At 66.6% G+C, this 20,697-nt stretch carries 17 protein-coding genes and 2 pseudogenes; 10 read left to right on the top strand and 9 right to left on the bottom strand.

Translation table 11 applies throughout. The features are described from left to right. Positions 1-17: 17 nt before the first annotated feature. The 3 genes from K307_RS10515 to K307_RS10505 all read left to right on the top strand — a co-directional run bounded on the left by K307_RS10515 (position 18) and on the right by K307_RS10505 (position 3,469). On the top strand, positions 18-1,229 hold the full coding sequence (locus tag K307_RS10515) for a CaiB/BaiF CoA transferase family protein (RefSeq protein ID WP_042878039.1): 1,212 nt from the start codon (positions 18-20) through the stop codon (positions 1,227-1,229). A gap of 15 nt (positions 1,230-1,244) precedes the next feature. Beyond that, positions 1,245-2,411 (top strand): acyl-CoA dehydrogenase family protein, encoded by a 1,167-nt coding sequence (locus K307_RS10510; RefSeq protein WP_042878038.1) that lies wholly within the window; start codon positions 1,245-1,247, stop codon positions 2,409-2,411. Between the two features lie 65 nt (positions 2,412-2,476). Continuing rightward, positions 2,477-3,469 (top strand): Bug family tripartite tricarboxylate transporter substrate binding protein, encoded by a 993-nt coding sequence (locus K307_RS10505; protein WP_051974807.1) that lies wholly within the window; start codon positions 2,477-2,479, stop codon positions 3,467-3,469. A 12-nt stretch (positions 3,470-3,481) separates the two neighbouring features. On the opposite strand, the gene K307_RS10500 is transcribed toward K307_RS10505, so the two are convergent. Beyond that, the gene (locus K307_RS10500; RefSeq protein WP_042878037.1) at positions 3,482-4,378 is read right to left on the bottom strand and encodes a LysR family transcriptional regulator; all 897 of its coding nucleotides are present in this window, start codon (positions 4,376-4,378) and stop codon (positions 3,482-3,484) included. A gap of 130 nt (positions 4,379-4,508) precedes the next feature. On the opposite strand from K307_RS10500, the gene K307_RS10495 reads away from it, so the two are divergent. From K307_RS10495 to K307_RS10470, 6 genes and pseudogenes are all read left to right on the top strand, one after another. Beyond that, positions 4,509-6,062, top strand: coding sequence for an AMP-binding protein (locus K307_RS10495; protein ID WP_042878034.1), 1,554 nt, complete (start codon positions 4,509-4,511; stop codon positions 6,060-6,062). A 14-nt stretch (positions 6,063-6,076) separates the two neighbouring features. After that, positions 6,077-7,257: pseudogene (locus K307_RS10490) on the top strand (acyl-CoA dehydrogenase family protein). Positions 7,258-7,320: 63 nt separating this feature from the next. Beyond that, entirely contained in the window at positions 7,321-8,304 is a 984-nt protein-coding gene (locus tag K307_RS10485) for a tripartite tricarboxylate transporter substrate binding protein (protein ID WP_042878032.1), read from the top strand. A 29-nt stretch (positions 8,305-8,333) separates the two neighbouring features. Next, on the top strand, positions 8,334-9,440 hold the full coding sequence (locus K307_RS10480) for a CaiB/BaiF CoA transferase family protein (protein ID WP_042878029.1): 1,107 nt from the start codon (positions 8,334-8,336) through the stop codon (positions 9,438-9,440). A 131-nt stretch (positions 9,441-9,571) separates the two neighbouring features. Continuing rightward, positions 9,572-10,735 (top strand): AAA family ATPase, encoded by a 1,164-nt coding sequence (locus tag K307_RS10475; RefSeq protein WP_042878027.1) that lies wholly within the window; start codon positions 9,572-9,574, stop codon positions 10,733-10,735. Between the two features lie 142 nt (positions 10,736-10,877). Then, positions 10,878-11,564, top strand: a pseudogene (locus K307_RS10470) (aspartate/glutamate racemase family protein); the annotation flags it as partial. Positions 11,565-11,590: 26 nt separating this feature from the next. Here the strand turns inward: K307_RS10470 and K307_RS10465 are convergent. The 6 genes from K307_RS10465 to gtdA all read right to left on the bottom strand — a co-directional run bounded on the left by K307_RS10465 (position 11,591) and on the right by gtdA (position 17,338). Further along, positions 11,591-11,842, bottom strand: a complete 252-nt coding sequence (locus K307_RS10465) for a FitA-like ribbon-helix-helix domain-containing protein (RefSeq protein WP_042881775.1) — start codon at positions 11,840-11,842, stop codon at positions 11,591-11,593. A gap of 280 nt (positions 11,843-12,122) precedes the next feature. Further along, on the bottom strand, positions 12,123-13,463 hold the full coding sequence (locus K307_RS10460; protein ID WP_042878025.1) for an MFS transporter: 1,341 nt from the start codon (positions 13,461-13,463) through the stop codon (positions 12,123-12,125). A 114-nt stretch (positions 13,464-13,577) separates the two neighbouring features. Further along, positions 13,578-14,792, bottom strand: coding sequence for a 3-hydroxybenzoate 6-monooxygenase (locus tag K307_RS10455; protein ID WP_042878023.1), 1,215 nt, complete (start codon positions 14,790-14,792; stop codon positions 13,578-13,580). A 27-nt stretch (positions 14,793-14,819) separates the two neighbouring features. Beyond that, positions 14,820-15,461, bottom strand: a complete 642-nt coding sequence (gene maiA / locus K307_RS10450; RefSeq protein WP_042878021.1) for a maleylacetoacetate isomerase — start codon at positions 15,459-15,461, stop codon at positions 14,820-14,822. 35 nt (positions 15,462-15,496) lie between these two features. Further along, positions 15,497-16,195, bottom strand: coding sequence for a fumarylacetoacetate hydrolase family protein (locus K307_RS10445; RefSeq protein WP_042878020.1), 699 nt, complete (start codon positions 16,193-16,195; stop codon positions 15,497-15,499). Between the two features lie 96 nt (positions 16,196-16,291). Next, positions 16,292-17,338 carry a gentisate 1,2-dioxygenase gene (gtdA, locus tag K307_RS10440; protein ID WP_042878019.1) on the bottom strand — a complete coding sequence of 349 codons (1,047 nt, stop codon included), beginning with the start codon at positions 17,336-17,338 and terminating at the stop codon, positions 16,292-16,294. A 153-nt stretch (positions 17,339-17,491) separates the two neighbouring features. Here gtdA and K307_RS10435 point away from each other — a divergent pair, with 153 nt between their 5' ends. Continuing rightward, positions 17,492-18,430 carry a LysR family transcriptional regulator gene (locus K307_RS10435; RefSeq protein WP_042878016.1) on the top strand — a complete coding sequence of 313 codons (939 nt, stop codon included), beginning with the start codon at positions 17,492-17,494 and terminating at the stop codon, positions 18,428-18,430. Positions 18,431-18,558: 128 nt separating this feature from the next. Here the strand turns inward: K307_RS10435 and K307_RS10430 are convergent, their stop codons facing one another. Together K307_RS10430 and K307_RS10425 are read right to left on the bottom strand one after the other, a co-directional pair. After that, entirely contained in the window at positions 18,559-19,911 is a 1,353-nt protein-coding gene (locus tag K307_RS10430; protein ID WP_042878014.1) for a serine hydrolase domain-containing protein, read from the bottom strand. Positions 19,912-20,236: 325 nt separating this feature from the next. After that, positions 20,237-20,683, bottom strand: a complete 447-nt coding sequence (locus K307_RS10425; protein WP_268989190.1) for a DUF6088 family protein — start codon at positions 20,681-20,683, stop codon at positions 20,237-20,239. Between the last annotated feature and the right edge of the window lie 14 nt (positions 20,684-20,697).

Genomic DNA, 20,697 nt, shown 5'->3' with positions numbered 1-20,697 from the left:
CGACAAGGAGGGAACCCGTGCCTCAACAAGCACCCCGCGCCACGCCAGCCGGCCCGCTGGACGGCATCCGCGTGCTGGACCTCACCTCGGTCGTGCTCGGCCCGCTGGCGACGCAGGTGCTGGCGGACTTTGGCGCCGACGTGATCAAGATCGAAGGACCGGAAGGCGACCTGATGCGCGCCAACGGTGTGTCGCAGCACGCCGGCATGAGCTCGATCTACCTAGCGCTGAACCGCAACAAGCGCTCGGCCGTGCTCGACCTGAAGACGCCTGAGGGCGCCGAAGCGCTGCGCGCGCTGATCGCCGGTGCCGACGTGCTGGTGCACAACATGCGCGTGGCGGCGATGGAGCGGCTGGGCTTTGGCTACGGCGCGGTGGCGCGCATCAACCCGCGCATCGTCTACTGCGTGGCGACCGGCTTCGGCCAGGACGGCCCGCACCGCGACAAACCCGCCTTCGACGACATCATCCAGGCCGGCTGCGGGCTGGTGGCGCTGGGCTCGGGCAGCGGCGAGCGCCCGGAATACGTGCCCAGCCTGATCGCCGACAAGACTACCGGGCTGGCGCTGGCCAACGCCGTGCTGGCCGCGCTGCTGCACCGCGAGCGCCATGGCGTGGGCCAGTCGGTCGAAGTGCCGATGCTCGAAACCATGGCCGCCTTCGTGATGGCCGAGCACCTGGGCGGCCTGACCTTCGAGCCCGCCCCCGCCGGCGCCGGCTATGCGCGGCTCTTGCAGGGCGGGCGCCGCCCCGCGCCCACGCGCGACGGCTGGATCTGCGCGCTGCCCTACACCGAACGCCACTGGCACGCCTTCTTCCGCGCGGTCGGCCGTGACGACCTTGCCGACCGCTACGAGGTAGGCGACCGTGCGCAGCGCAATGCCAATATCCGCGCGCTGTACAACCACCTGGCCGAGCTGACGCCTGAGCGCACCACGGATGAATGGATGAGGCTGTTCGAATCGCTCGATATCCCCGCCACGCCGATCTACGGCCTCGATGCGCTGGTCGAGCATCCGCACCTGCGCGCCGTGGGGCTGTTCCAGGCTACCCACCACCCCACCGAAGGCCCGCTGCGCGAAGTGCGCCCGGCCACGCGCTTCTCGGCCACGCCCTTGTCATTGCGCCGTCACGCACCGGCGCTGGGCGAACACACCGCCGAGGTCCTGCAGGAAATCGGCATCACCCCGCCTGCCGCGCATGGTGGCAAAAACGGCGGCATGGCATAACAAAGAGAGACACGCATGAATTTCGAGCTGGATGAAGAACACCGCATGCTCAAGGACCTGGTCGCGCGCTTTGTGCGCGAGCAGCTGATTCCGCTGGAACCGGCGGTCCTGGCCCGCGAGGCCGAGGGCGGGCAGCTGACGCTGCTGCCGGAAGAACACGCGCGCCTGGACGGCATGTCGCGCGAGCTCGGCCTGTGGGGGCTGGACGCCCCCACCGAGATGGGCGGCGCCGACCTGCCCGTGGTGGCGATGGTCGGCGTCAACGAAGAACTCGGCAAGACCATCACGCCATACGAGCTGCCGCCTGACTCGCCCAACCTGCGCATGCTGATGCTGACTGCCAGCGACGCGCAGCGCGAACGCTACCTGGCGCCATATGCGCGTGGCGAGACGGTCTCGGCCATCGCCATTTCCGAACCCGGCGCCGGCGGCGACCCCGCCATGATGACCACGCGCGCGGAGCGCGACGGCGACGACTGGGTGCTCAACGGCCGCAAGATCTGGATCAGCCGCGCCGCGCGGGCCGACTGGACCATCGTGATGGCCGTCACCGACAAGGCCAAGGGCGCGCGTGGCGGCATCTCGGCCTTTATCGTCGAGCGCGGCACGCCCGGCCTGCGCGTGGAGCGGCGCATCCCGATGATCGGCGGCGCCTCCACCTATGAAGTCGTGCTGGAGGATTGCCGCATCCCCGCCTCGCAGCTGCTGGGCACCGAAGGCCAGGGCTTTGCCCCGATGCAGGCGCGCCTGTCTACGCGCCGCGTGCAGATGGCCGCGTGGTGCATCGGCCGCGCCCAGCGAGCGCTCGACATGATCTGCGAGTACGCGCCGCAGCGCCGGACCTTCGGCGCGCCGCTGGCGCAGCGCCAGGCGATCCAGTGGTGGGTGGCGGATGCCGCCACGCGCATCCACGCCTGCCGCCTGATGACGTACGAGGCCGCCAGCCGCATCGATGCCGGCGCCGAGGCGCGTACGCAGGTATCGATGATCAAGGTCTTCGCCACGGAAATGGCCTGGGAAGTGATCGACCAGGCGATGCAGACCTTTGGCGCGATGGGCATGACCAAGGAACTGCCGCTGCAGCAGATGGCCAATGAAACCCGCCTGATGCGCATCTACGAAGGGCCCAGCGAAGTGCACCGCTGGGTGATAGCGCGCGACCTGCTCGGCCTGCGCCGCTGAGCCTCACTGACCCCATGCACCGGCGGGCCACACGCCGGGCTTTCTTTCCGACTGAAGGAGACACCATGCAACAGCCTTTTCGTTCGCGCCGCCGCTTCCTGGGCATGGCCGCCGCAGCGCTGGCGGGCATCGCCGCACCGCTGACCGCGCCAGCCGCGGAAGATGTCTTCCCAACACGCCCGATGCGCTTTATCGTGCCGTTCCCGGCCGGCAGCGGCACCGACACCACCGCGCGCATGTTCGCCAAGAAGATCGGCGAGCTCACCGGCCAGGGCGTGGTGGTGGAGAACAAACCCGGTGGCAACGGCTTTATCGGCGTGCAGACCGCGCTGAACGCGCCGGCGGACGGCTACACGGTGTTTATCGGCAGCAATTCCACGCTGTCGACCAACGCCGCCACCTTCCGCAAGCTGCCCTATGACCCGCTGACCGACTTCGCGCCGATCACGCTGCTGTCACGCGGGCCGTGCCTGATCATCGTGCCGGCCAGCTCGCCCTACCGCACGCTGGCGGAACTGCTGGAAGACGCCCGCAAGCGGCCCGGCGCGCTCAACTACGGCTCGGGCTCGATCTCGTACACGCTGTACAGCGAATGGCTCAATGAGCTGGCAAAGATCAAGACCACCTCCGTGCCGTACAAGGGCGCGGGCGATGCCATCAACGGCGTGATGGCGGCCAACGTGGACTTTGCCGTGGTCGATGCCACCGGCGCCATCGAACTCGCGCGCGGCGGCAAGATCCGCGCGCTGGCCTTTACCGCGCCGCAGCGCTCGCCGCTGCTGCCGGAAGTGCCGTCGATCGTCGAGGCCGGCCTGCCGGACTTCCTGGCCTACAACTGGGTGGCCGCGGCGATCTCCGCCAAGGCCCCGCCCGCGGTGGTGAAGCGGCTGCAAGACCTGTTCACGCAGGCCGGCAACGCGCCGGACGTGCGCGACTACTACACGCGCCAGTCGACCGAGCTGATCCTGTCGTCACCAGCGGAAATGCGCCAGTACCAGAAGGACGAGATCGTGCGCTGGAAGCGGCTGGCCGTCGTGGCGAAGATCCCGCTGCAATAAGCGCCGGCGCTGCTATCGGCTGTGCTCGCGCAGCAGCGCCGTCAGCCGCTGCGCCAGCGGCGACAGGTAGGCGCCGGCGCGAGTGATCACGCCGATGCGCCGGCGCAGGTCCAGTTCCTCCAGCGCCAGCGGCAGCGCGCGCAGGCCATGCTGCATGGCATCGCCGCCTTCATTTGCGATGCTCAGCATCTGCGTGCCCTGCATCAGTGCGAACAGCGAGGTGCTGCCGAAATCGATCTCGATGCGCGGCCTGGGCTCGGGCAGCCCGCGTTGGCGGAAGGCGGCATCGACCTGCTGGCGCAGCGTGATATGCGCTTCGGGCAGCAACCATTCCTGGTCGGCCAGGTCCGCCAGCCGCAGCTTGCGCCGCCGCAGCAGCGCATGTCCTTCATCCGCCACCACGACCAGGCGGTCGTCGAACAGTGGCTCCACCGCAAAATCCCCCGCGACCGCCTGCTTTTGTGGGGCAGGCGCTACTGCCATATCCAGTTCACCCGCGGCCAGCAGGTCCAGCAGGTCGCGCGCCAGGCGTCGGCGCAGCCGCAGCCGTGCCACCGGCCGCTCGCGCACCAGTTGCTGGCAGGCACCCAGGATGACCTTGCCCGGAATCGACGGTGAATAGCCCACGCGCAGGATGCCCTGCTCGCCGGTGCGGATGCCCAGCATCTCCTTGATCCCGTCCTCGTACTCCAGCCGGATCCGCTGCGCCCGCTCCAGGAAACGCGTGCCGGCGTAGGTGGCGGTCATGCCGTTGGCGGTGCGCTCGAACAGCGGCAGCCCGGCCTGCATCTCCACCCGCTGTACCGCCTTGGTCAGCGCCGGCTGGCTGATGCCCAGCGCCTCGGCCGCCCGGCCAATGGCGCCGTGCGCCGCCACGGCGAGGATGTATTCGATATCCCGCGTCTCCATTACCTCATTCCCGATGGTTATGACTTTATAGCCATTGCTTCATTGTGGTGATGCCAGCCATCTTACAGACTACGGCGCACGGGCACACACAAAAACGCCCGCACAGACCATCGAGCATCACGGAGACAGCATGGGTTTCGCGTACTTCCTGCGCCGCGCCGCGCGCTACTGGGGCGATCAGCCCGCCATCCTTTACCAAGACCAGGTGGTGACCTACCGCGAGCTGGAAGAGCGCTCCACCCGCCTGGCCAACGCGCTGCTGGCGCTGGGCCTGCAGCGCGGCGACCGCGTGGCGGTGCAGGCGCGCAACCGGCCCGAGCTGGTCGAGCTGGAATGCGCGCTGTACAAGGCCGGGCTGGTCAAGGCGGCGCTCAACCCCCGCTTTACCGCGGCCGAAGCCAGCGACGTGGTCGAGAACTGCACGCCGCGCGTGCTGATCGCCGGGCCCGGCTATACCGGGTATTCGAGTGCAACGCCGGGCTTTGGCAGCATCGAGACCTTTATCGCCATCGGGGACGCGCCGGCCGGCTATGTCGGCTACGAATCCCTGCTGGCCAGCTCTGGCACCACCCCGCCCGACATTACCCCGGCAGCCGACGACCTGGCGGTGCTCCACTTCTCGTCGGGCTCCACCGGCAAGATCAAGGCCGCCATGCAGGGCTACGGCAACCGCATGGCAGCGCTGCGCAAGATGGTGGCCGGCATGGACCGCCCGGCCCGGCCCGGCGACCGTCTGGCGCTGATCGGGCCGGTCACGCACGCCTCCGGCATGCTGATGCAGCCCTACCTTTACCTGGGCGCCACGCTGGTGCTGTTCGACAAATTCGAGCCCGCGCACTTCCTGGCCGAGGTGGCGCGGCTGCGCATCACGCACGTGTTCATGGTGCCGGCGATGATCAACATGCTGCTGGCCGAGCCCACGCTGGCGCAGACGGACCTGTCCAGCCTCAAGACGCTGGCCTACGGCGCCGCGCCGATGGCGCCGGCGCGCATCCGCGAGGCGTGGGAGCGCATCGGGCCGATCCTGTCGCAGGGTTATGGCGCCAGCGAATCGACCTCCGGCGTTACGCGCCTGTCGACGGCAGACCACGCGCAAGCGATCGCACATCATCCCGAACGCCTGGCCTCGTGCGGCCGCGCCCTGAACGAAACCGAAGTGCGCGTGGTCGACGAGCAGGGTCAGGAGGTCGCGGTGGGCGCGATCGGCGAACTGGTGATCCGCGGCGAAGACGTGTTCCAGGGCTACTGGGGCGAGCCAGAGCTGACCCGGGAGGCCATCGTCGACGGCTGGCTGCATACCGGCGACATGGCGCGCGTGGACGAGGCCGGCTACCTGTACCTGGTGGACCGCAAGAAAGACATGATCATCTCCGGCGGCTTCAACGTGTACCCGACCGAGGTCGAAGCCACGCTGTACCAGCACCCCGACGTGCTGGAAGCCTGCGTCATCAGCGTACCCGACGACACCTGGGGCGAAAGCGTCAAGGCCGTGGTCACGCTGCGGCCGGGCTGCGAAGCCAGCGCGCAGCAGCTGATCGCGCACTGCCGCGAGCGCATTGCCGACTACAAATCGCCGCGTTCGGTCGACTTTGTCGCCGAACTGCCCAAGAACGCCAGCGGCAAGCTGGCCCGCAAGATCGTGCGCGAAGGCTACTGGCAAGGCGTCGAGCGCCGCGTCAATTAAGGAGCCAGACTGTTATGTTCGATCACCTGACCAACCCCGTCCTTGCCGAAACGCGCGCCGGCATCCGCCGCTTTATCGACGAAGAACTGCGCCCGCTGGAGCGCGAACTCGGGCTGGACTCTGAAGACGCATGGCCGCGCGAGACGCTGCGCAATGTCTGGCGCCGCTCCAGCAAGCTGGGCTTCTACGCCGCCTGCCTGCCCACGGCACTTGGCGGCAAGGGCCTGAACATCCAGGAGCAATGCGCGCTCAAGGCCGACCTGGCGGCCAGTGGCTCCGCCCTGGCCCCGCACGTCCTGGGCGACCTGGGGGCCCGCCGCGTGTGGGCAATATGCTCAAGTACGCCACGCCGGCGCAGCTGAAGCAGTACTTCGAGCCGGTCATCCGCGGCGAGAAATCGACCTGCTTCGCGCTGACCGAAACGCACTCCGGTTCCGATGCGCAAAGCATCAAGACCAGCGCCATCGCCGACGGCGATGACCTCGTCATCAACGGCGGCAAGCACTACATCAGCGGCGCGCCGTTCGCGGACTTCGCCATCGTCATGTGCGTGACCGACGCCAGCACCACGCCGCCTGCCATCAGCGCGGTGCTGGTCGACCTGGACCTGCCCGGCGTGACCGTGACCAACGAGTACGTGCCGATGTCCGGCCAGCACATAGATGGCGATATCCACTTCGACAACGTGCGCTTGCCGCGCGCCAATATCTTCGGCGGCGAGGGCAATGGCTTCAAGCTGGGCATGTCGCGAATCAACGTCAACCGGCTACTGCACTGCCCCACCATGCTGGGGCTGGCGACGCGGGCGTACGAATCGTCCCTGGAATACGCCGGCCAGCGCCGCCAGTTCGGCGGCCCGATCGCGCGCTTCCAGGCGATCCAGCACATGCTGGCCGACATGGCCGCCGCGCTTTGGGCCTGCGAAAGCATGATCACGCACACCGCGGCACTGGCCGATGCCGGCGCCGACCTGCGCATGAAGGCCGCGGCCTGCAAGCTGTTTGTCTCGGAACGCTGCTTCGAGGTGGCGGACAAGGCCGTGCAGATCCACGGCAACGTCGGCGTCACCCGCGGCCATCCGGTCGAGCAGACCTTCCGCAAGCTGCGCATGTTCCGCATCTTCACCGGCACCAGCGAGATCCAGCGCAACACCATCGCGCGCACTATTCTCGAACCGCTGCAGCAGAACGCATGACCGTGCCGGCGGCACGGTCGCCGCCGGCATGAAGACAATACGACAAGACCACGGAGACTACGCATGAACCGCCGAGACTGGCTTGCCACCGCCGGCGCCGCCGCGCTGGGCAGCCTGCTGCTGCCCGCGCGCGCCGCCGCACCCTACCCCAGCCGCCCGATCCGGCTGATCGTTCCGTTTATCGCCGGCAGCACGCCGGACAACGTTGCCCGCACGCTGTCGGCGGAGCTGGGCAACAAGCTCGGGCAGCCGCTGGTGGTCGAGAACATGCCCGGCGCCGGCGGCATCATCGGCGCCAGCGCGCTGCGCCGTGCCGCGCCGGACGGCTATACGCTGGGGATTCTCGCCAACACGCATGTGATCAACGTGCACATGTACCGCAAGATGCCGTATGACCCGGCGCGTGACTTCACGCCGATCACGGCGCTCTCCGGCGGCCCGACGGCGCTGGTCGTGCCGGCATCGTCGCCCTGCAAGACCGCCGGCGAACTGGTCGCCGCGATGAAGAAGGCGCCCGGCAAGTTCAACTACGGCTCCGGCGGCAAGGGCAGCATCGCCCATCTCGCGGTCGAGACCATGCTGCACCAGGCCGGCTGCGATGCCGTGCACATCCCCTACAAGGGCGCGCCGGAGAACATCACCGCGATGCTGACTGGCCAGACCCAGTTCGGCATGCCGGTGCTGGGCACTGCCACGCAATACGTGCGCAACGGGCAGATCCGCGTCCTGGCGGTCACTGCCGCGGCGCGTTCGCCCTTCTTTCCCGACGTGCCGACCATGGCCGAGGCACTGCCGCCGGGCTTTGTCATCGACAACTGGAGCGGGCTGTTCGCACCGGCCAACTTCCCGGCCGAACTGACGCAGAAGCTCCATGCCGCCGTCAGCGCGCTGCAGACCGCCGGCGTCTTCGATGCCCAGCTCAAGGCCAACGCGGGTGAGCTGCGCCGCAGCGCATCGCCCGCGCAGTTCGGCACCGTGGTCGCCGCCGACAATACCCGCTATGGCGAGCTGATGAAGTCGATCGGCATGGTTGGCGACCTGGGCTAGCCCCTCCGCATTTGAGAACGGGATTCCGCATGAAGCCAGAATGGTCTTGTCTGAAGGACGTCACCATCATCGATGCCAGCCAGTTGCTGCCCGGGCCGCACGCCTGCAGTCTGCTGCGGCAGTTGGGGGCCGATGTGATCAAGGTCGAGCAGCCCGGTACCGGCGATACCGCACGACAGCTTGGGCCGGCGGTGTTTGCGCAGTTCAATCGCGGCAAGCGCTCGGTTGCGCTGGACCTGAAGACGGACGCGGGCCGCGAAGCCTTTCTCGAGTTGGTGCGCAATGCCGATGCCGTGGTGGAGGGGTTCCGTCCGGGCGTGATGGCGCGGCTGAAGCTGGCCTATGAAGCGCTGGCGGCGGTCAACCCAGCCATCGTGCTTTGTTCCGTGTCCGGCTTCGGCCAGACCGGTCCTTATGCGAAGCACGCCGGGCATGACCTGAACTACCTTGCGCTGGCGGGATACTGGGCGACGCCGGTACAGGTGCATGACGTGGTGTCGCGTCCGCGCGTGCGGGTGTCGGACTATGCCGCGTCCGGCTACGCTGCGCTGTCGCTTGCCGTTGCGATCATGAGTGCGCGACAGCATGGGCGCGGGCAGCATCTCGATGTCTCGATCCATGATGCGATCCTGTGCTGGACCGCGCACGGGGCATGGGCGGCGCGGGGACATGAGGCGGCGCCGCAGGAATCGCCGACGGTGATGCCGGAGAACGACCTGTTCGAGACGCGCGATGGCCGTCATCTCGCGATGGGGATCCTGGAGAACAAGTTCTGGGTCAACCTGTGCGAGGCGCTTGGCGAAGCGTTTCCCGACCTGCGTGATCCGCGCTTTGCCACGCGTGCGGGGCGGTACGGGCACAAGCTGGCGGTGAATGACCTGCTGGCAGCGGTGTTCCGTACCCGTGACCTGGCGGATTGGGAGGTGTTCTTCGGAACGCTGGATATTCCATTCTCCCCGGTGCTGGGGGCGACGGCGTTGTTCGAAGACCCTCACGTCCAGGCGCGGGAGGTGGTGCGGCGGGTAGCCGGCGAGGACGGGATTGCTGTGAATTTTCCGGTAAGGTTTTCGTTGGGGTTGCCGGAGGGGGAGGATTTTGTGGCGGGTGTCGGCGAACACAACGCCGCTGAAGGTTGAGAGGGATGCACCCAAAAAGATATCTTTACTGCACCTATGGAAGCATAGGGTCACGCCAGCAGCATATGGTTTAGTGCAAATTATGGCTGGACTATAATTATTGGAATCCAATAATTTCCCATAAGTGCGCCATGACCAACATCTATCGCCGCCCTGCCCTTGCCGCCCAGATGGCGCGGCAATTGCTGCACCCCGGGGTCCTGGACGAAGGCTTGCGTTCCGGCCTTTTCTTGTCTGGGCTACGGCGCACCGGCAAGACCACGTTCCTGCTCAACGACCTCGTTCCGGCCCTGGAGGCCGACGGGGCGATCGTGATCTATGTCGATCTCTGGAGCGACACGCAGCGCAGCCCTGCCGCACTCATTCTGGCAGCGGTGAAAAGAACATTAGCCGATCTGGAGCAGCCCGGCTCTGCAGCCCTCAAGCACCTGAAGCGAGTTGCCGGTGCTGACATCGGCGGCTTTGGGTTCAAGTTCGGATTCAAGCTGGACAGTGTCGGGGAGCCCGGCGGGGCCACGCTGGCCCAGGCGCTGGCGGAAGTGGTCGACAAAGCAAAGACCAACGTGGTCCTGATCGTAGACGAGGTGCAGCACGCCATTACCTCCGAGGAAGGCAACCGGATGCTGCTCGCGCTCAAGGCTGCGCGCGACGCCATCAACCCGCGCCCCGGCACGCCAGGGTACTTCCTCTTCGTAGGGACTGGTTCGCACCGGGCGCTGGTAGGCGAACTGACGGCACGCCGCAACCAGGCCTTCGCCGGTGCCACCTCGATCTCCTACCCGGTACTCGGCGAAGACTATGTCGCGTACCTGCTTGAACGCCTGTCGGCCGAGGGATTCAGCGCCCTGCCGTCGCCGGAGGTAGCGGTCCAGGCGTTCCGTGCGTTGGGCAGCCGTCCCGAAGAGATGATCAAGGCCTTGCGGCAATTGCACTTCCATTTGCCGCAAGGCAGCAATCCGGACGAACATCTGCCGGTGATCGCCAATACGCTCCGATCGACAGCCGCGGACCTCGAACTGATGAAGCTCGAACAGTTGGGCGGACTAGCCACAGCGATCTTCGACCGCATAGCCTGCTCTGACGGTGACGCCCGCGGGTTGTTCTCGGCGGAGTCCGCCGCCGCGTATTCCGCGGCAATCGGACGCGAAGTCCGTATCGAGGAGGCACAGCCGGTGGTCAATGAACTGATGGCGACGAACTTGATCATGCGCAAGGGGCACGGGGTCTATGGCGTCACGGATCCGTTCGTGCAGGAAATCTGGTTGGAGCGCAAGTCGATTGAAGGAAAGCTGTAGGGCCTGCCGCGACCGACCTTTGTGGCCGGCATTACCGGGACTGGCAAGGTCGGATTCGCCGGAATTGTCCATGGCCGCAACGATTCCGCACTGCTAACTTGCCCCACGTTACAAGCGCTGACGGCGCAAGGGGAAGGCAAACATGAAGACCATCGGGCTGATCGGCGGCATGAGTCGGGAATCGTCCGCCGAGTATTACCGGCTGATCAACCTGGGCATGAAGGCATGCCTGGGCGGGCATCGCAATGCTCGTAGCATCATGGCCACCGTCTGCTTCGAAGAAATCAAGGAACTGCAGCACGCACAACAGTGAGACGAACTCGGCAGGCGCATGCAGCAGGCAGCGCGGCAGGTGGAGGCCGGAGGTGCGGCTTTCGTGCTGCTGTGTAGCAATACCATGCACCGGGTGGCGCCGGCCATCGAGTCGGTGTTGAAGGTGCCCTTCATTCATATTGTCGATCCCACCTCGCAGGCACTGCGCCAGGCGGGAATCGGGCGCGTCGGCTTGCTTGGCACGCGCTTCACGATGGAGCAGGATTTCTATCGCGCGCGGATGATTGAGTTGCACGACATCGTCGTGGTGGTGCGGGAGCAGGCGGACCGAGAATGGGTACACCAGGTCATCTATGAAGAGTTATGCCACGGCATCGTGCGCGATGACGCAAGGGCCGAATACCAGCGCATCGTCGCCGCGCTCGCGGAGCAGGGCGCCGAAGGCGTGATCCTCGGCTGCACGCAAATCACGCTGCTGCTCGGGCAAGACGACGTGGCCCTGCCGGTGTTCGATACCACTGCGCTGCATGCACAGGCGGCGGTTACGAGGGCATCCCGCCCCATTCACCATGCGTTATGCGATCATTCAAACCGCACCCGCCGCGCCGGCGCCTTGTCGCGCACGAGGTCCAATGCTCCGAAATCGTCCGTCAGCCCTGCGCGGCGGCCAACCTCCGCCAGCGCATCGCCCATGCGGACTCGCTGCTCCGGATTCACCGCATTTTCCAGAATCTCGCGGACTTCTGCCCCCATGCTGCGGCCGTGTTGGGCTGCACGCATCCGTAAAGCGCGATGCACCTCGTCAGGCAGATTGCGCACCATCAGAATTGCCATAGCCACAGCCCCGACTCGATTTTATCGATTGCAATCCTAGTCTATTGACTGCACCCTACAAGCCGTCACGCTGGGCTGCGCCGGAAACGAAATCAGAGTGAAAAGCCAGCGATACTTCGCTGGCTCCAGATTACTGACTAAGCCTGAATGCTGCCGGTTGGCTCCCCTCTCCCACTGCGCGAGAGGGGGGAGCGTACACCAGCGTTGGCGGCTTGCGTTCAGCGCGGCGGAGAATGATTGCTTAACTACTTCGGTGGCATCATCGCTCCGAAGCCAATCTTCAAACCGCCAACCTCTCCACCACTCTCCCCCGCCTCACCACCCCCAGCGAAAACATCGACATCGCAGCGATCAGCGCCGGCAAGCCGATCAAGGCAAACAACGCCGGCATCCCCAGCCCCATCGACAGCATCGTCGCCCCGCCAACCGAGCCCACGACCGATCCCATCCGGCCGACGGCATTGGCCCAACTCACGCCAGTGGCACGGCAATCCGTCGGATAGAAGTTCGCAGACAGCGCGTTGCCGCCGACTTGCGAGCCCGAGATGCAAAATCCGGCAAAGAACACCGCAATCCCCGCAGCGATCGGTTCCGAAGCAAAACTCCCCACCGCCGCAATGCAAAGCGCCGCCAACGAATAGCTTGCGGTCAGCACATAGTGCGGATTGATCCGATCCATCAGCCATCCCAGCACGATCGCCCCCACCGTCCCGCCAATCTGGAACATCGTGGTCACCAGCGCCGCGGTCCGCATCGACTGGCCGGTACTACGCAGCAGCGTAGGCAGCCAGCTCGACAGCAGGTAGATCACCAGCAGGCTCATGAAGAACGTCAGCCAGAACAGCAGCGTGCCGCGCAGCAGTTCGGGACGGAACAGGTGCCGCACCGGCGAACTGGTGGTGCGCCGTTCACCCACCGAGAAGGTCGCATCCCGCAGATCCTCCTTCGGCGCGATGCGCTGCAGCGTGGCCACGATCCGCTCCCGCGACTTGCCCGTCAGCACCAGATAGCGCACCGACTCCGGCAGCAGCCACACCAGCAGGACGACCAGCGCCAGCGGCAGCACGCCACCCATCACAAGCACCGAGCGCCAGCCGAACGCTTCGATCAGTCCGGCCGAAGCAAGGCCGCCAAACGCTGAACCCAGCGTGAAGCCGCAGAACATGGTCGTGACGAGGAAGGAGCGGCGCTTGTCGGGGCAGAACTCCGACGTCAAGGTGATCGCGTTGGGCATCGCGCCACCGAGGCCGAGCCCCGTCAGAAAGCGCAGCAGCACCAGCGTCCACAAGTCATGCGACCACGCCGAGGCCAGGCTGGCCGCGCCGAAGAACAAGACCGACAGCACCAGCACGCTCTTGCGACCAAAGCGGTCGGCCAGCGGGCCGAACAGGAACGCGCCGGCCATCAGGCCGCCGAGCCCGGCGCCGAACAACGGCGCGAGCTGCGCCGGCGTGAGTTGCCATTCCGCACGGATGGCAGGCGCGATAAAGCCGATCGCAGCGGTGTCGAAGCCATCGACGGCCACGATCAGGAAGCACAGCACGACGATGGTCACCTGGAACGCCGACAGCGGCTGGCGGTCGATGAACGCGGTGACATTCAGGGGTTGGCTGGCAGGCATGGTGTCTCCTCCTTGTTGCCAGGGATCAGGGGCGAGTCACGGCCGGCGGCTCCATGGGCCGCCGGATCGTTATCGGGATTTGCTGCGAGAGAAAAGGAAAGCTGCGTCAGCGCGCTACTGCCACGGCGTCTGGCTGAGGCACTTGTCGGCGCGCCAGCCATGCAGCCACTGCAACGCGTCGTAGAACTGGGCCTGCGTGCGGCCGGTCCACAGGCTGTTGCGCACCAGGCGGTCCACACCCTTGGCGTGGTAGACCCGGCCCATGTCGCGCGCGGCGTAGAGCACGCGGGCGGTGCGCGGGATGCGGGCCTGCTCGTAAAGCTGGAATGCCGCTTCGAAATCGCCGCCCGCCACCTTCACCGCTTCGCCCAGCGTGACGGCATCTTCCAGTGCCTGGCAGGCGCCCTGCGCGACGTACTGGGTCATCGGGTGCGCAGCGTCGCCGAGGATGGTGGCGCGGCCAAAGCTCCAGCGCTCCACGGGGTCGCGATCGGCGGTGGCCCAGCGCTTCCAGGAGGTCGGGCGGTCCAGCATCTGGTGCGGCAGCGGGTGGATGCCTTCGAAGTACGACAGCACTTCTGCCTTGCTGCCGTCGCGCACGCCCCAGGTTTCCTGTTCGCGGCTGTGGAAGGTCACCACCAGGTTGTACTGCTGGCCGCCGCGCAGCGGGTAGTGGACCAGGTGGCAGTGCGGGCCGGCCCACACCACCGGTGCGTTGACCTGCAGGTCCTGCGGCATGTTGGCGACGTCGACCACGGCGCGGTAGACCACATGGCCGGTGACGCGGGGCTCATCGCCGATCAGCGCCTGGCGGATGGCGGACTTGACGCCGTCGCAGCCGATCACCGCGTCGCCACGGTGGTGCTCGCCGTGCTGGTCGATCACGGTCACGCCCTTGTCGTCCTGCAGCAGCTGTTCCACCCGCGTGCTGGTGCGGAAGGTGATCAGCGGATGGTCCTGCACCGCCTCCAGGATCGACAGGTGGATATCGGCGCGATGGATCACCGCATACGGGTTGCCGAAGCGCTCGCGGTAAGCCTGGCCCACGTCGACCCGGGCGATCTCGCTGGTATCGATCGCATCGCGCAGGCTGAGGTAGTCGGTAAAGACCGCGCGGCTGCGCGCGGCCTCGCCCACGCCGAGCGCGTCTAACGCGGCAAAGGCGTTGGCGGCGAGCTGGATGCCGGCGCCGATCTCGCCGATCTGTTCGGCCTGCTCCAGCAGTTCGATGCGGATGCCCTGGCGTGCGAGCGCCAGCGCCGCGGCCAGGCCGCCGATGCCGCCGCCGATGATGAGGACCTTGCCGGTCGCGTTGTTGGTACTGCTCATGTCTTGTCTCCTGGCCTGCGCGATGCGTCAGGCGGTGTGGTCGGGCTGGCGCCCAGGCGCCGCCTGGGCAAAGGCTGGATGGGCGCTGGCGTGGGCATAGACCGCCATCGCGCGCTCGTAGCGGCCAAGGTCGCAGCCCATGCGCAGCGCGTTGGCCACCTGCGGCACCAGCGTGATGTCGGCCAGCGTTGGCGCATCGCCGAAGCACCACCTGCCATGTCCGTGCAGCGCCAGCAGGCGCTCCATGCCGGCCATGCCTTCATCGATCCAATGGCGGTACCAGGCGTCCTTCTGCTCGGGCGTGACCTTCAGCACGTCCTGCAGGTAGCGCAGCACGCGCAGGTTGTTGACCGGGTGGATATCGCAGCCGATCAGCGTGGCCAGTTCCAGCACCCGCGAGCGCTGTACCGGGTCTTGCGGGAGCAGGCGCGGTTCGGGATGAAGCGCGTCCAGGTAGTCGATGATCGCGAACGACTGTCCGAGCGTAAAGCTGCCATCCACCAGCGCGGGCACGGTCGCGGACGGGTTGATGCCCTCGACATACTCCGGCTCGCGGTGCTGGCCGGTGCGGATGTTGACCGGCAGGTAGTCGTACGGCAGGCCTTTGAGGGCCAGCGCGATGCGCACCCGGTAGGACGTCGAGCTGTTGAAGAAACTATAGAGCTGCATGATCGATAATGCCTGTGTGCTGCGATTCACGCGGGTCAGACCACGCGCACGGTCAGCTCGCCGAGGCCATCCACGCCCGTGACCATGGTCTCGCCTGCCTTGACAGCGCCCACGCCTTCCGGCGTGCCGGTGAAGATCACATCGCCCGGTTCTAGGCGGAAGAACTGCGATAGGTAGGCCACCGTCTCAGCCACCGACCAGATCAGGTGCGATACGTCGCTGCGTTGCCGGGTCTCGCCATTGACGGTCAGCCAGATGCCGGCCTGTTGCGGGTGGCCGATCTCGCTGGCGCGGTGGATCGGAGCGACCGGCGCCGAGGCATCGAAGGCCTTGCCGATTTCCCAGGGGCGGCCCATTTCGCGCATCTTCATCTGCAGGTCGCGGCGGGTCATGTCGAGGCCGACGGCATAGCCCCAGACGTGTTCGAGTGCCTGTTCGACCGGGATATCCGAGCCGGCCTTGCCGATGACTGCCACCAGCTCGGCCTCGTAGTGGTAGTTCTGCGTCTGCGCCGGATACGGCAGGTCCAGCGTGGTGCCTGCCTGCACCGGGACGATCGCGTCAGCCGGCTTGCAGAAGAAGAACGGCGGCTCGCGGTCGGGATCGAAGCCCATCTCGCGGGCATGGGCGGCGTAGTTCCGGCCGACGCAGTAGACGCGGCGCACGGCGAACTGGTCGTCGCTGCCGGCAACGGGGATGGAAACGGTGGCGGGGGGCGTGAAGACGTAGGACATGGTTCGGAGTTTCCGGAAATCGTCAGGTAAGCGGGGGGCTCCGGCGGTGCGCGCAGGCACCGCCCGGGCCAGAATCGGATCAGGGTTGCGGGACGCTCAAGTGCGCGCTTCGCGCAGCAGGTTCATCGCGGACAGCACGGGCCGGTCGGAATAGCTGAACAGCACCGCGTCTTCCAGCGCGCCCAGCTGCACCGGCGCCCACGACGGGGCCACGAAAATATCGCGCGGCTCGAACTGGAACTGGTCGTCACCGATGCGCACCGTGCCGCGCCCTTCCACCACGCTGTAGACGGTGGCGTCGGTGCTGCGGTAGGTCTTGCCCTGGAAGCCCGCCGGCAGGTACTGCATGAAGGTGGCGATGGTCGGCATCGGCCAGCCGCCGGTGGCCGGGTTGATATAGCGCAGCTTGACGCCGTCCCAGGCATCGAGCTCGCCGTTGCGGTAGAGCTGGTCCAGCGCCTCGCGCGAGCGCTCGTACGGGTAGCTGAAGATCGGCGAAGTGGGATCGGTCACGCGATGCCGCACCGGCACCATGTTGTGGCCGAAGCGGGCAAAGCTGTCGCCCTCGGCGCGGGTGACGGGCTGCTGGGCTTCCGGGTAGTTCTCGGCAAACCCGGCATCGAACTGCTGCACCAGCGGGATATCCAGCCCGTCGAGCCACACCACCGGCTCGCCGCCGTCCTCGACGGCCGGGTTGCCATGGTCATGCCAGGTCCACGACGGCGTGATGATGAAGTCGCCGGGATGCATGGTGGTGCGCTCACCGTTGACCGCGGTCCAGGCGCCCTTGCCTTCGACGATAAAGCGCAGCGCCGACTGCGTATGGCGGTGGCTGGGCGCTACCTCGCCCGGCAGGATCAGCTGCAGGCCAGCGTAGAGCGTGGAGGTGATGCTCGACTTGCCGGGGATGCCGGGGTTCTCCAGCACCAGCACGCGGCGTACGGCTTCCTCGGCGCTGATGACGCTGCCCGCCTGCATCACCAGCGGGCGGACCTGAGCGTACTTCCAGATGGCGGGAACGATCTGCGGGCGGGGTTGCGGCGGCACCAGCGCATGCAGCGACTCCCACAACGGGGTCATGTGGCTGCGGCCAATGTGTTCGTAATAGGCCACGCGGGCCGGATCAGGGGTGTGTTCGGACATGCTGTCTCCGTAACTTTGTGCAGGGCTTTGGGAGCGCTTTTGTGGGTGCGTCGTCATCGCTCGCACCGTCTTGTTGTCGTTATACGCGCCGCCCTATAAGATTTGAAATGAACTTTTCATCTTATCGATACGATTTTTTATATAGGTAGCCCCATGGACTGGACCCAGAGATTGCGGCTGCGCAACCTGCAGATGCTGCTGAGCCTGGCCGAGACCGGCAATATGAGCCAGTCGGCGGCCATGCTGAACACGACCCAGCCGGGCCTTTCCAAATGGCTGAAGGACCTGGAGGACGATATCGGGCTGCCACTGTTCGAGCGCCAGGCGCGTGGGCTGCGGCCCACACCCTACGGGGAGTCGCTGATCGAGCACGCGCGCCGGATCGAGGCGCAGCTCGATTCCGCACGCGACGACCTGCAGGCCATGCGCGACGGCGGCAGCGGGCTGGTGGTGGTGGGCACGTCCGGGGCCTCGGCGGCCGACACGGTGCCGTTGGCCTCCCTGCAACTGCTGCAGCAGATGCCGCGCGCCAGCGTGCGGCTGGTGGAAACCACCATGGACCGGCTGATGAACCAGCTGTCGCGCAGCGAGCTTGATATCGTGGTGGGCCGCTCCGCACCGGAGTTGCAGGACGCGCATATGCGCACGGAATCGCTCTACATGGAGCCGATCCACTTTGTCGCGCGGCCGCGCCATCCGTTGCTGCAGGGTGGGCGCATCGGCTGGGACGACCTGTACCGCTACCGCTGGGTGGTATGGCCGCGCGGTACGCCGATCCGCAATGCGCTGGAAGGCGCGCTGGTCAGCGCCGAACGCGCGCTGCCTGCCGACTGCGTGGAAAGCAATTCCACCATCCTGAATCTCACGCTGTTCAACAACAGCGACATGATCGGCCTGGCCTCGCACCGCACCGCGCGCCGGCTGGAGGAATTAGGCGCGCTGCGCATCGTGCCGCTGCGGCTGGCTGGCTTTGGCTCGGTGTCGATGTACTGGCGCGAGGACGGGCTGTCGCGCGCGGCGGTGGTGGCGATGCTGGAGTGCTTGCGGCGGGCGGCCGGGGCGCAGCAAACCCCGGCCGAGTTTCCGGCATAGCATAGACGCGACGCGATGCTCGGAAGCGGTGGCGGATGCCGACGGCTACCGCCGTCATGCTGCAGTGGCCGCTGCGGAAGAAGTAACTATCGTTGTGGTTTGTTGCCTGGCCAACGCTGCCGGCTGGCTCAGCGGCTGACCGCGCGGTGGATCGCCAGCGCCGCGGCCACCATGGCTTCGGCTGACTCCAGCGCGCGCGACGGATCGTCGCGCTTGCGCACGCCGGCGGCGCTGGTCGCACGCGCGGCGCCGTCCGGGCTGGCGGAGAACTTCACCACCGTCAGCGCCTTGGCCGGATTGATGTAGATCTTTTGCCCGAAGCGCCCGCTGGCCTCGATGCTGCCGTGGCCGTCATTGCGCTGGAACCAGTAGTTGCGATACCCATAGCCATCGCGGCCAGGCATGGTGTTGCCGCGCGCAAAGCGGGCCTGGTTGCCGGCAGGCTGCAGCGCGATGCGCACCGCTGCCGGCGAGATCCCACCCGAGGCGTCGCCCGACGTCGCGCGGCGCACCGCCTCGGCAAAGCGCGCGGCGTCGCGCAGTGTGGAGTTCAGGCCGCCACTGGCCATCTCGGTGCCGAGGCGGTCCACGTGCGTATAGGCATCGTCCTCGGCAAAGCGCGACCACAGGCGCTCGGTAACCAGCTGCGCCCAGCTTTTGCCGGTGATGCGGCGCAGTGCCCACGCCACCGCTTCCGGCGAGCCGTTCTGGTAGTACCAGACCCCGCCTTCCGCGCTGACACAGGTGCCGTGGACGACCTTGAGGAAGTCATAGATGTTGTCAGGCGCATCCGGCTTGCGCGGCACGATGCCAACCGCGCCGAACAGGCTCAGGTCCGGCGGCAACGCTTCCGGGTAGCCCACCGGCACTTCCATGTCCAGGTTCTGCTGCACGGTGGCCTCGCCGAACGGGTTCCCGGCCAGTTCGGGCACGTACTGCGCCAGCCGCGCCTGCGGGTCGAGCTTGCGCTCCTCGACCAGCACGGCCAGCAGGCCGGTTACGGACTTGGTCATCGAGGCCCAGATATGCGGCTGGTACGGGCCGAAGCCCGCGAAGTAGCGCTCGTACACGACCTTGCCCTGGTGCAGCACGATAAAGCCGTCGGTATGCGTGTCGTGCAGGTAGTCCGCCAGCCGGACGGTATTGCCCGCAACGGTGAACGTCGTACCATCCAGCCCCGTGCCCTGCTCGCCCGCCAGTGCCAACGGCTGGCTCGCGTGGCGGATGCCGGCGGTGGGCGACATCTCGCGCGCATGCCGGAACGCCCAGCGCATGTATGGCGGGCGCAGGCCGTTGCCGCGGCTGACTTGCTTGTCCGGCGGCGGCGGAAAGCCTTGCATGACGCCATCATTGGCTACGGCCGATGGCTGCCCGCCCTGCTGCGCCAGCGATGCGCCTGTCGGCAGCAACAGCAGCGCCGCTGCCAGCCAGGCGCGGCTGCGCCCGAATCCCGTCCTGCGCGATGGCGAATGCGCTCGCATGTTGCCTCCTCTTTTATCGAGGCTGGTGCCACGCAAGTTGCGTCGCCTCGTTTTCCTGGAATGCAAGCCCGCGTGCTGCAGGCCGCGGGCGCCATGTTGAAGGACGCGGGCCATGACCACAACGATGCATTGGGAATAGCGCCATAACCTTGTGGAATGGCTGCCGATTGGTTGGGGCAGGGCTCAGGCTAGTGGAGAAGGCGCTCGAGCAAGCGCCTTGCAATCGCATGGAACGCAGTGAAACAGGTGTGGAAGTCGGGCTTTTCGGTGGCGAAGAGAAGGGGCGTCAACTGCAGCGCGAAATCCTCGCGTCGCATCGAGAATGTCAGCCCTGACCGCGTTCGATATAGTTTTCATAGATCACCGAGCGAGTGCCGACAGTCACCTTCCGGCTGATGCGCCGGCGGCCGGTATTGGCTACCGATGTTACTGGCACCTGGGTGCTCCTGCCGCTGTTGTACTCGGCCACAAGCCGGCTCGGCATGAGTTCGATGCCGAGCTTGTGGAAGAGCTCGGCCCCGATTTCCTCGAGCGTTCCGTCGGGCATGGGTTGCCCGGTGAACTTGTTGATGCAGGTTTTTGCAAAGGCGCCCTTGCTGACGCGGATCAGCTTGCCTTTGTCGATGAGGCGAGACAGTACTCGCCCCACCTGCGCGGTGCTTCCCATATTGACGAGGTCGGAGCGCAGGACAACCGCGCCCTTGCGCTGGGCAATCGATCGAGAGATGCGATCCTCAAGACGATTAATCTTTGTATGCCGAATAAGGCACACCAGCTAACCCGACA

This window comes from Cupriavidus necator A5-1 (assembly GCF_000744095.1).
In the GTDB taxonomy this organism is placed as follows: Bacteria; Pseudomonadota; Gammaproteobacteria; order Burkholderiales; family Burkholderiaceae; genus Cupriavidus; species Cupriavidus necator_A.
This window is presented reverse-complemented; position numbering and strand designations above follow the sequence as displayed.

Coding starts and splice junctions, on each gene's coding strand:
- K307_RS10465 (WP_042881775.1), bottom strand. CDS start 11,842: ATGGCAATTCTGATGGTGCGCAATCTGCCTGACGAGGTGCATCGCGCT.
- K307_RS10500 (WP_042878037.1), bottom strand. CDS start 4,378: ATGGAGACGCGGGATATCGAATACATCCTCGCCGTGGCGGCGCACGGC.
- K307_RS10485 (WP_042878032.1), top strand. CDS start 7,321: ATGAACCGCCGAGACTGGCTTGCCACCGCCGGCGCCGCCGCGCTGGGC.
- K307_RS10455 (WP_042878023.1), bottom strand. CDS start 14,792: ATGAGCAGTACCAACAACGCGACCGGCAAGGTCCTCATCATCGGCGGC.
- K307_RS10505 (WP_051974807.1), top strand. CDS start 2,477: ATGCAACAGCCTTTTCGTTCGCGCCGCCGCTTCCTGGGCATGGCCGCC.
- K307_RS10435 (WP_042878016.1), top strand. CDS start 17,492: ATGGACTGGACCCAGAGATTGCGGCTGCGCAACCTGCAGATGCTGCTG.
- K307_RS10495 (WP_042878034.1), top strand. CDS start 4,509: ATGGGTTTCGCGTACTTCCTGCGCCGCGCCGCGCGCTACTGGGGCGAT.
- K307_RS10445 (WP_042878020.1), bottom strand. CDS start 16,195: ATGTCCTACGTCTTCACGCCCCCCGCCACCGTTTCCATCCCCGTTGCC.
- K307_RS10480 (WP_042878029.1), top strand. CDS start 8,334: ATGAAGCCAGAATGGTCTTGTCTGAAGGACGTCACCATCATCGATGCC.
- gtdA (WP_042878019.1), bottom strand. CDS start 17,338: ATGTCCGAACACACCCCTGATCCGGCCCGCGTGGCCTATTACGAACAC.
- K307_RS10510 (WP_042878038.1), top strand. CDS start 1,245: ATGAATTTCGAGCTGGATGAAGAACACCGCATGCTCAAGGACCTGGTC.
- K307_RS10460 (WP_042878025.1), bottom strand. CDS start 13,463: ATGCCTGCCAGCCAACCCCTGAATGTCACCGCGTTCATCGACCGCCAG.
- K307_RS10475 (WP_042878027.1), top strand. CDS start 9,572: ATGACCAACATCTATCGCCGCCCTGCCCTTGCCGCCCAGATGGCGCGG.
- K307_RS10430 (WP_042878014.1), bottom strand. CDS start 19,911: ATGCGAGCGCATTCGCCATCGCGCAGGACGGGATTCGGGCGCAGCCGC.
- maiA (WP_042878021.1), bottom strand. CDS start 15,461: ATGCAGCTCTATAGTTTCTTCAACAGCTCGACGTCCTACCGGGTGCGC.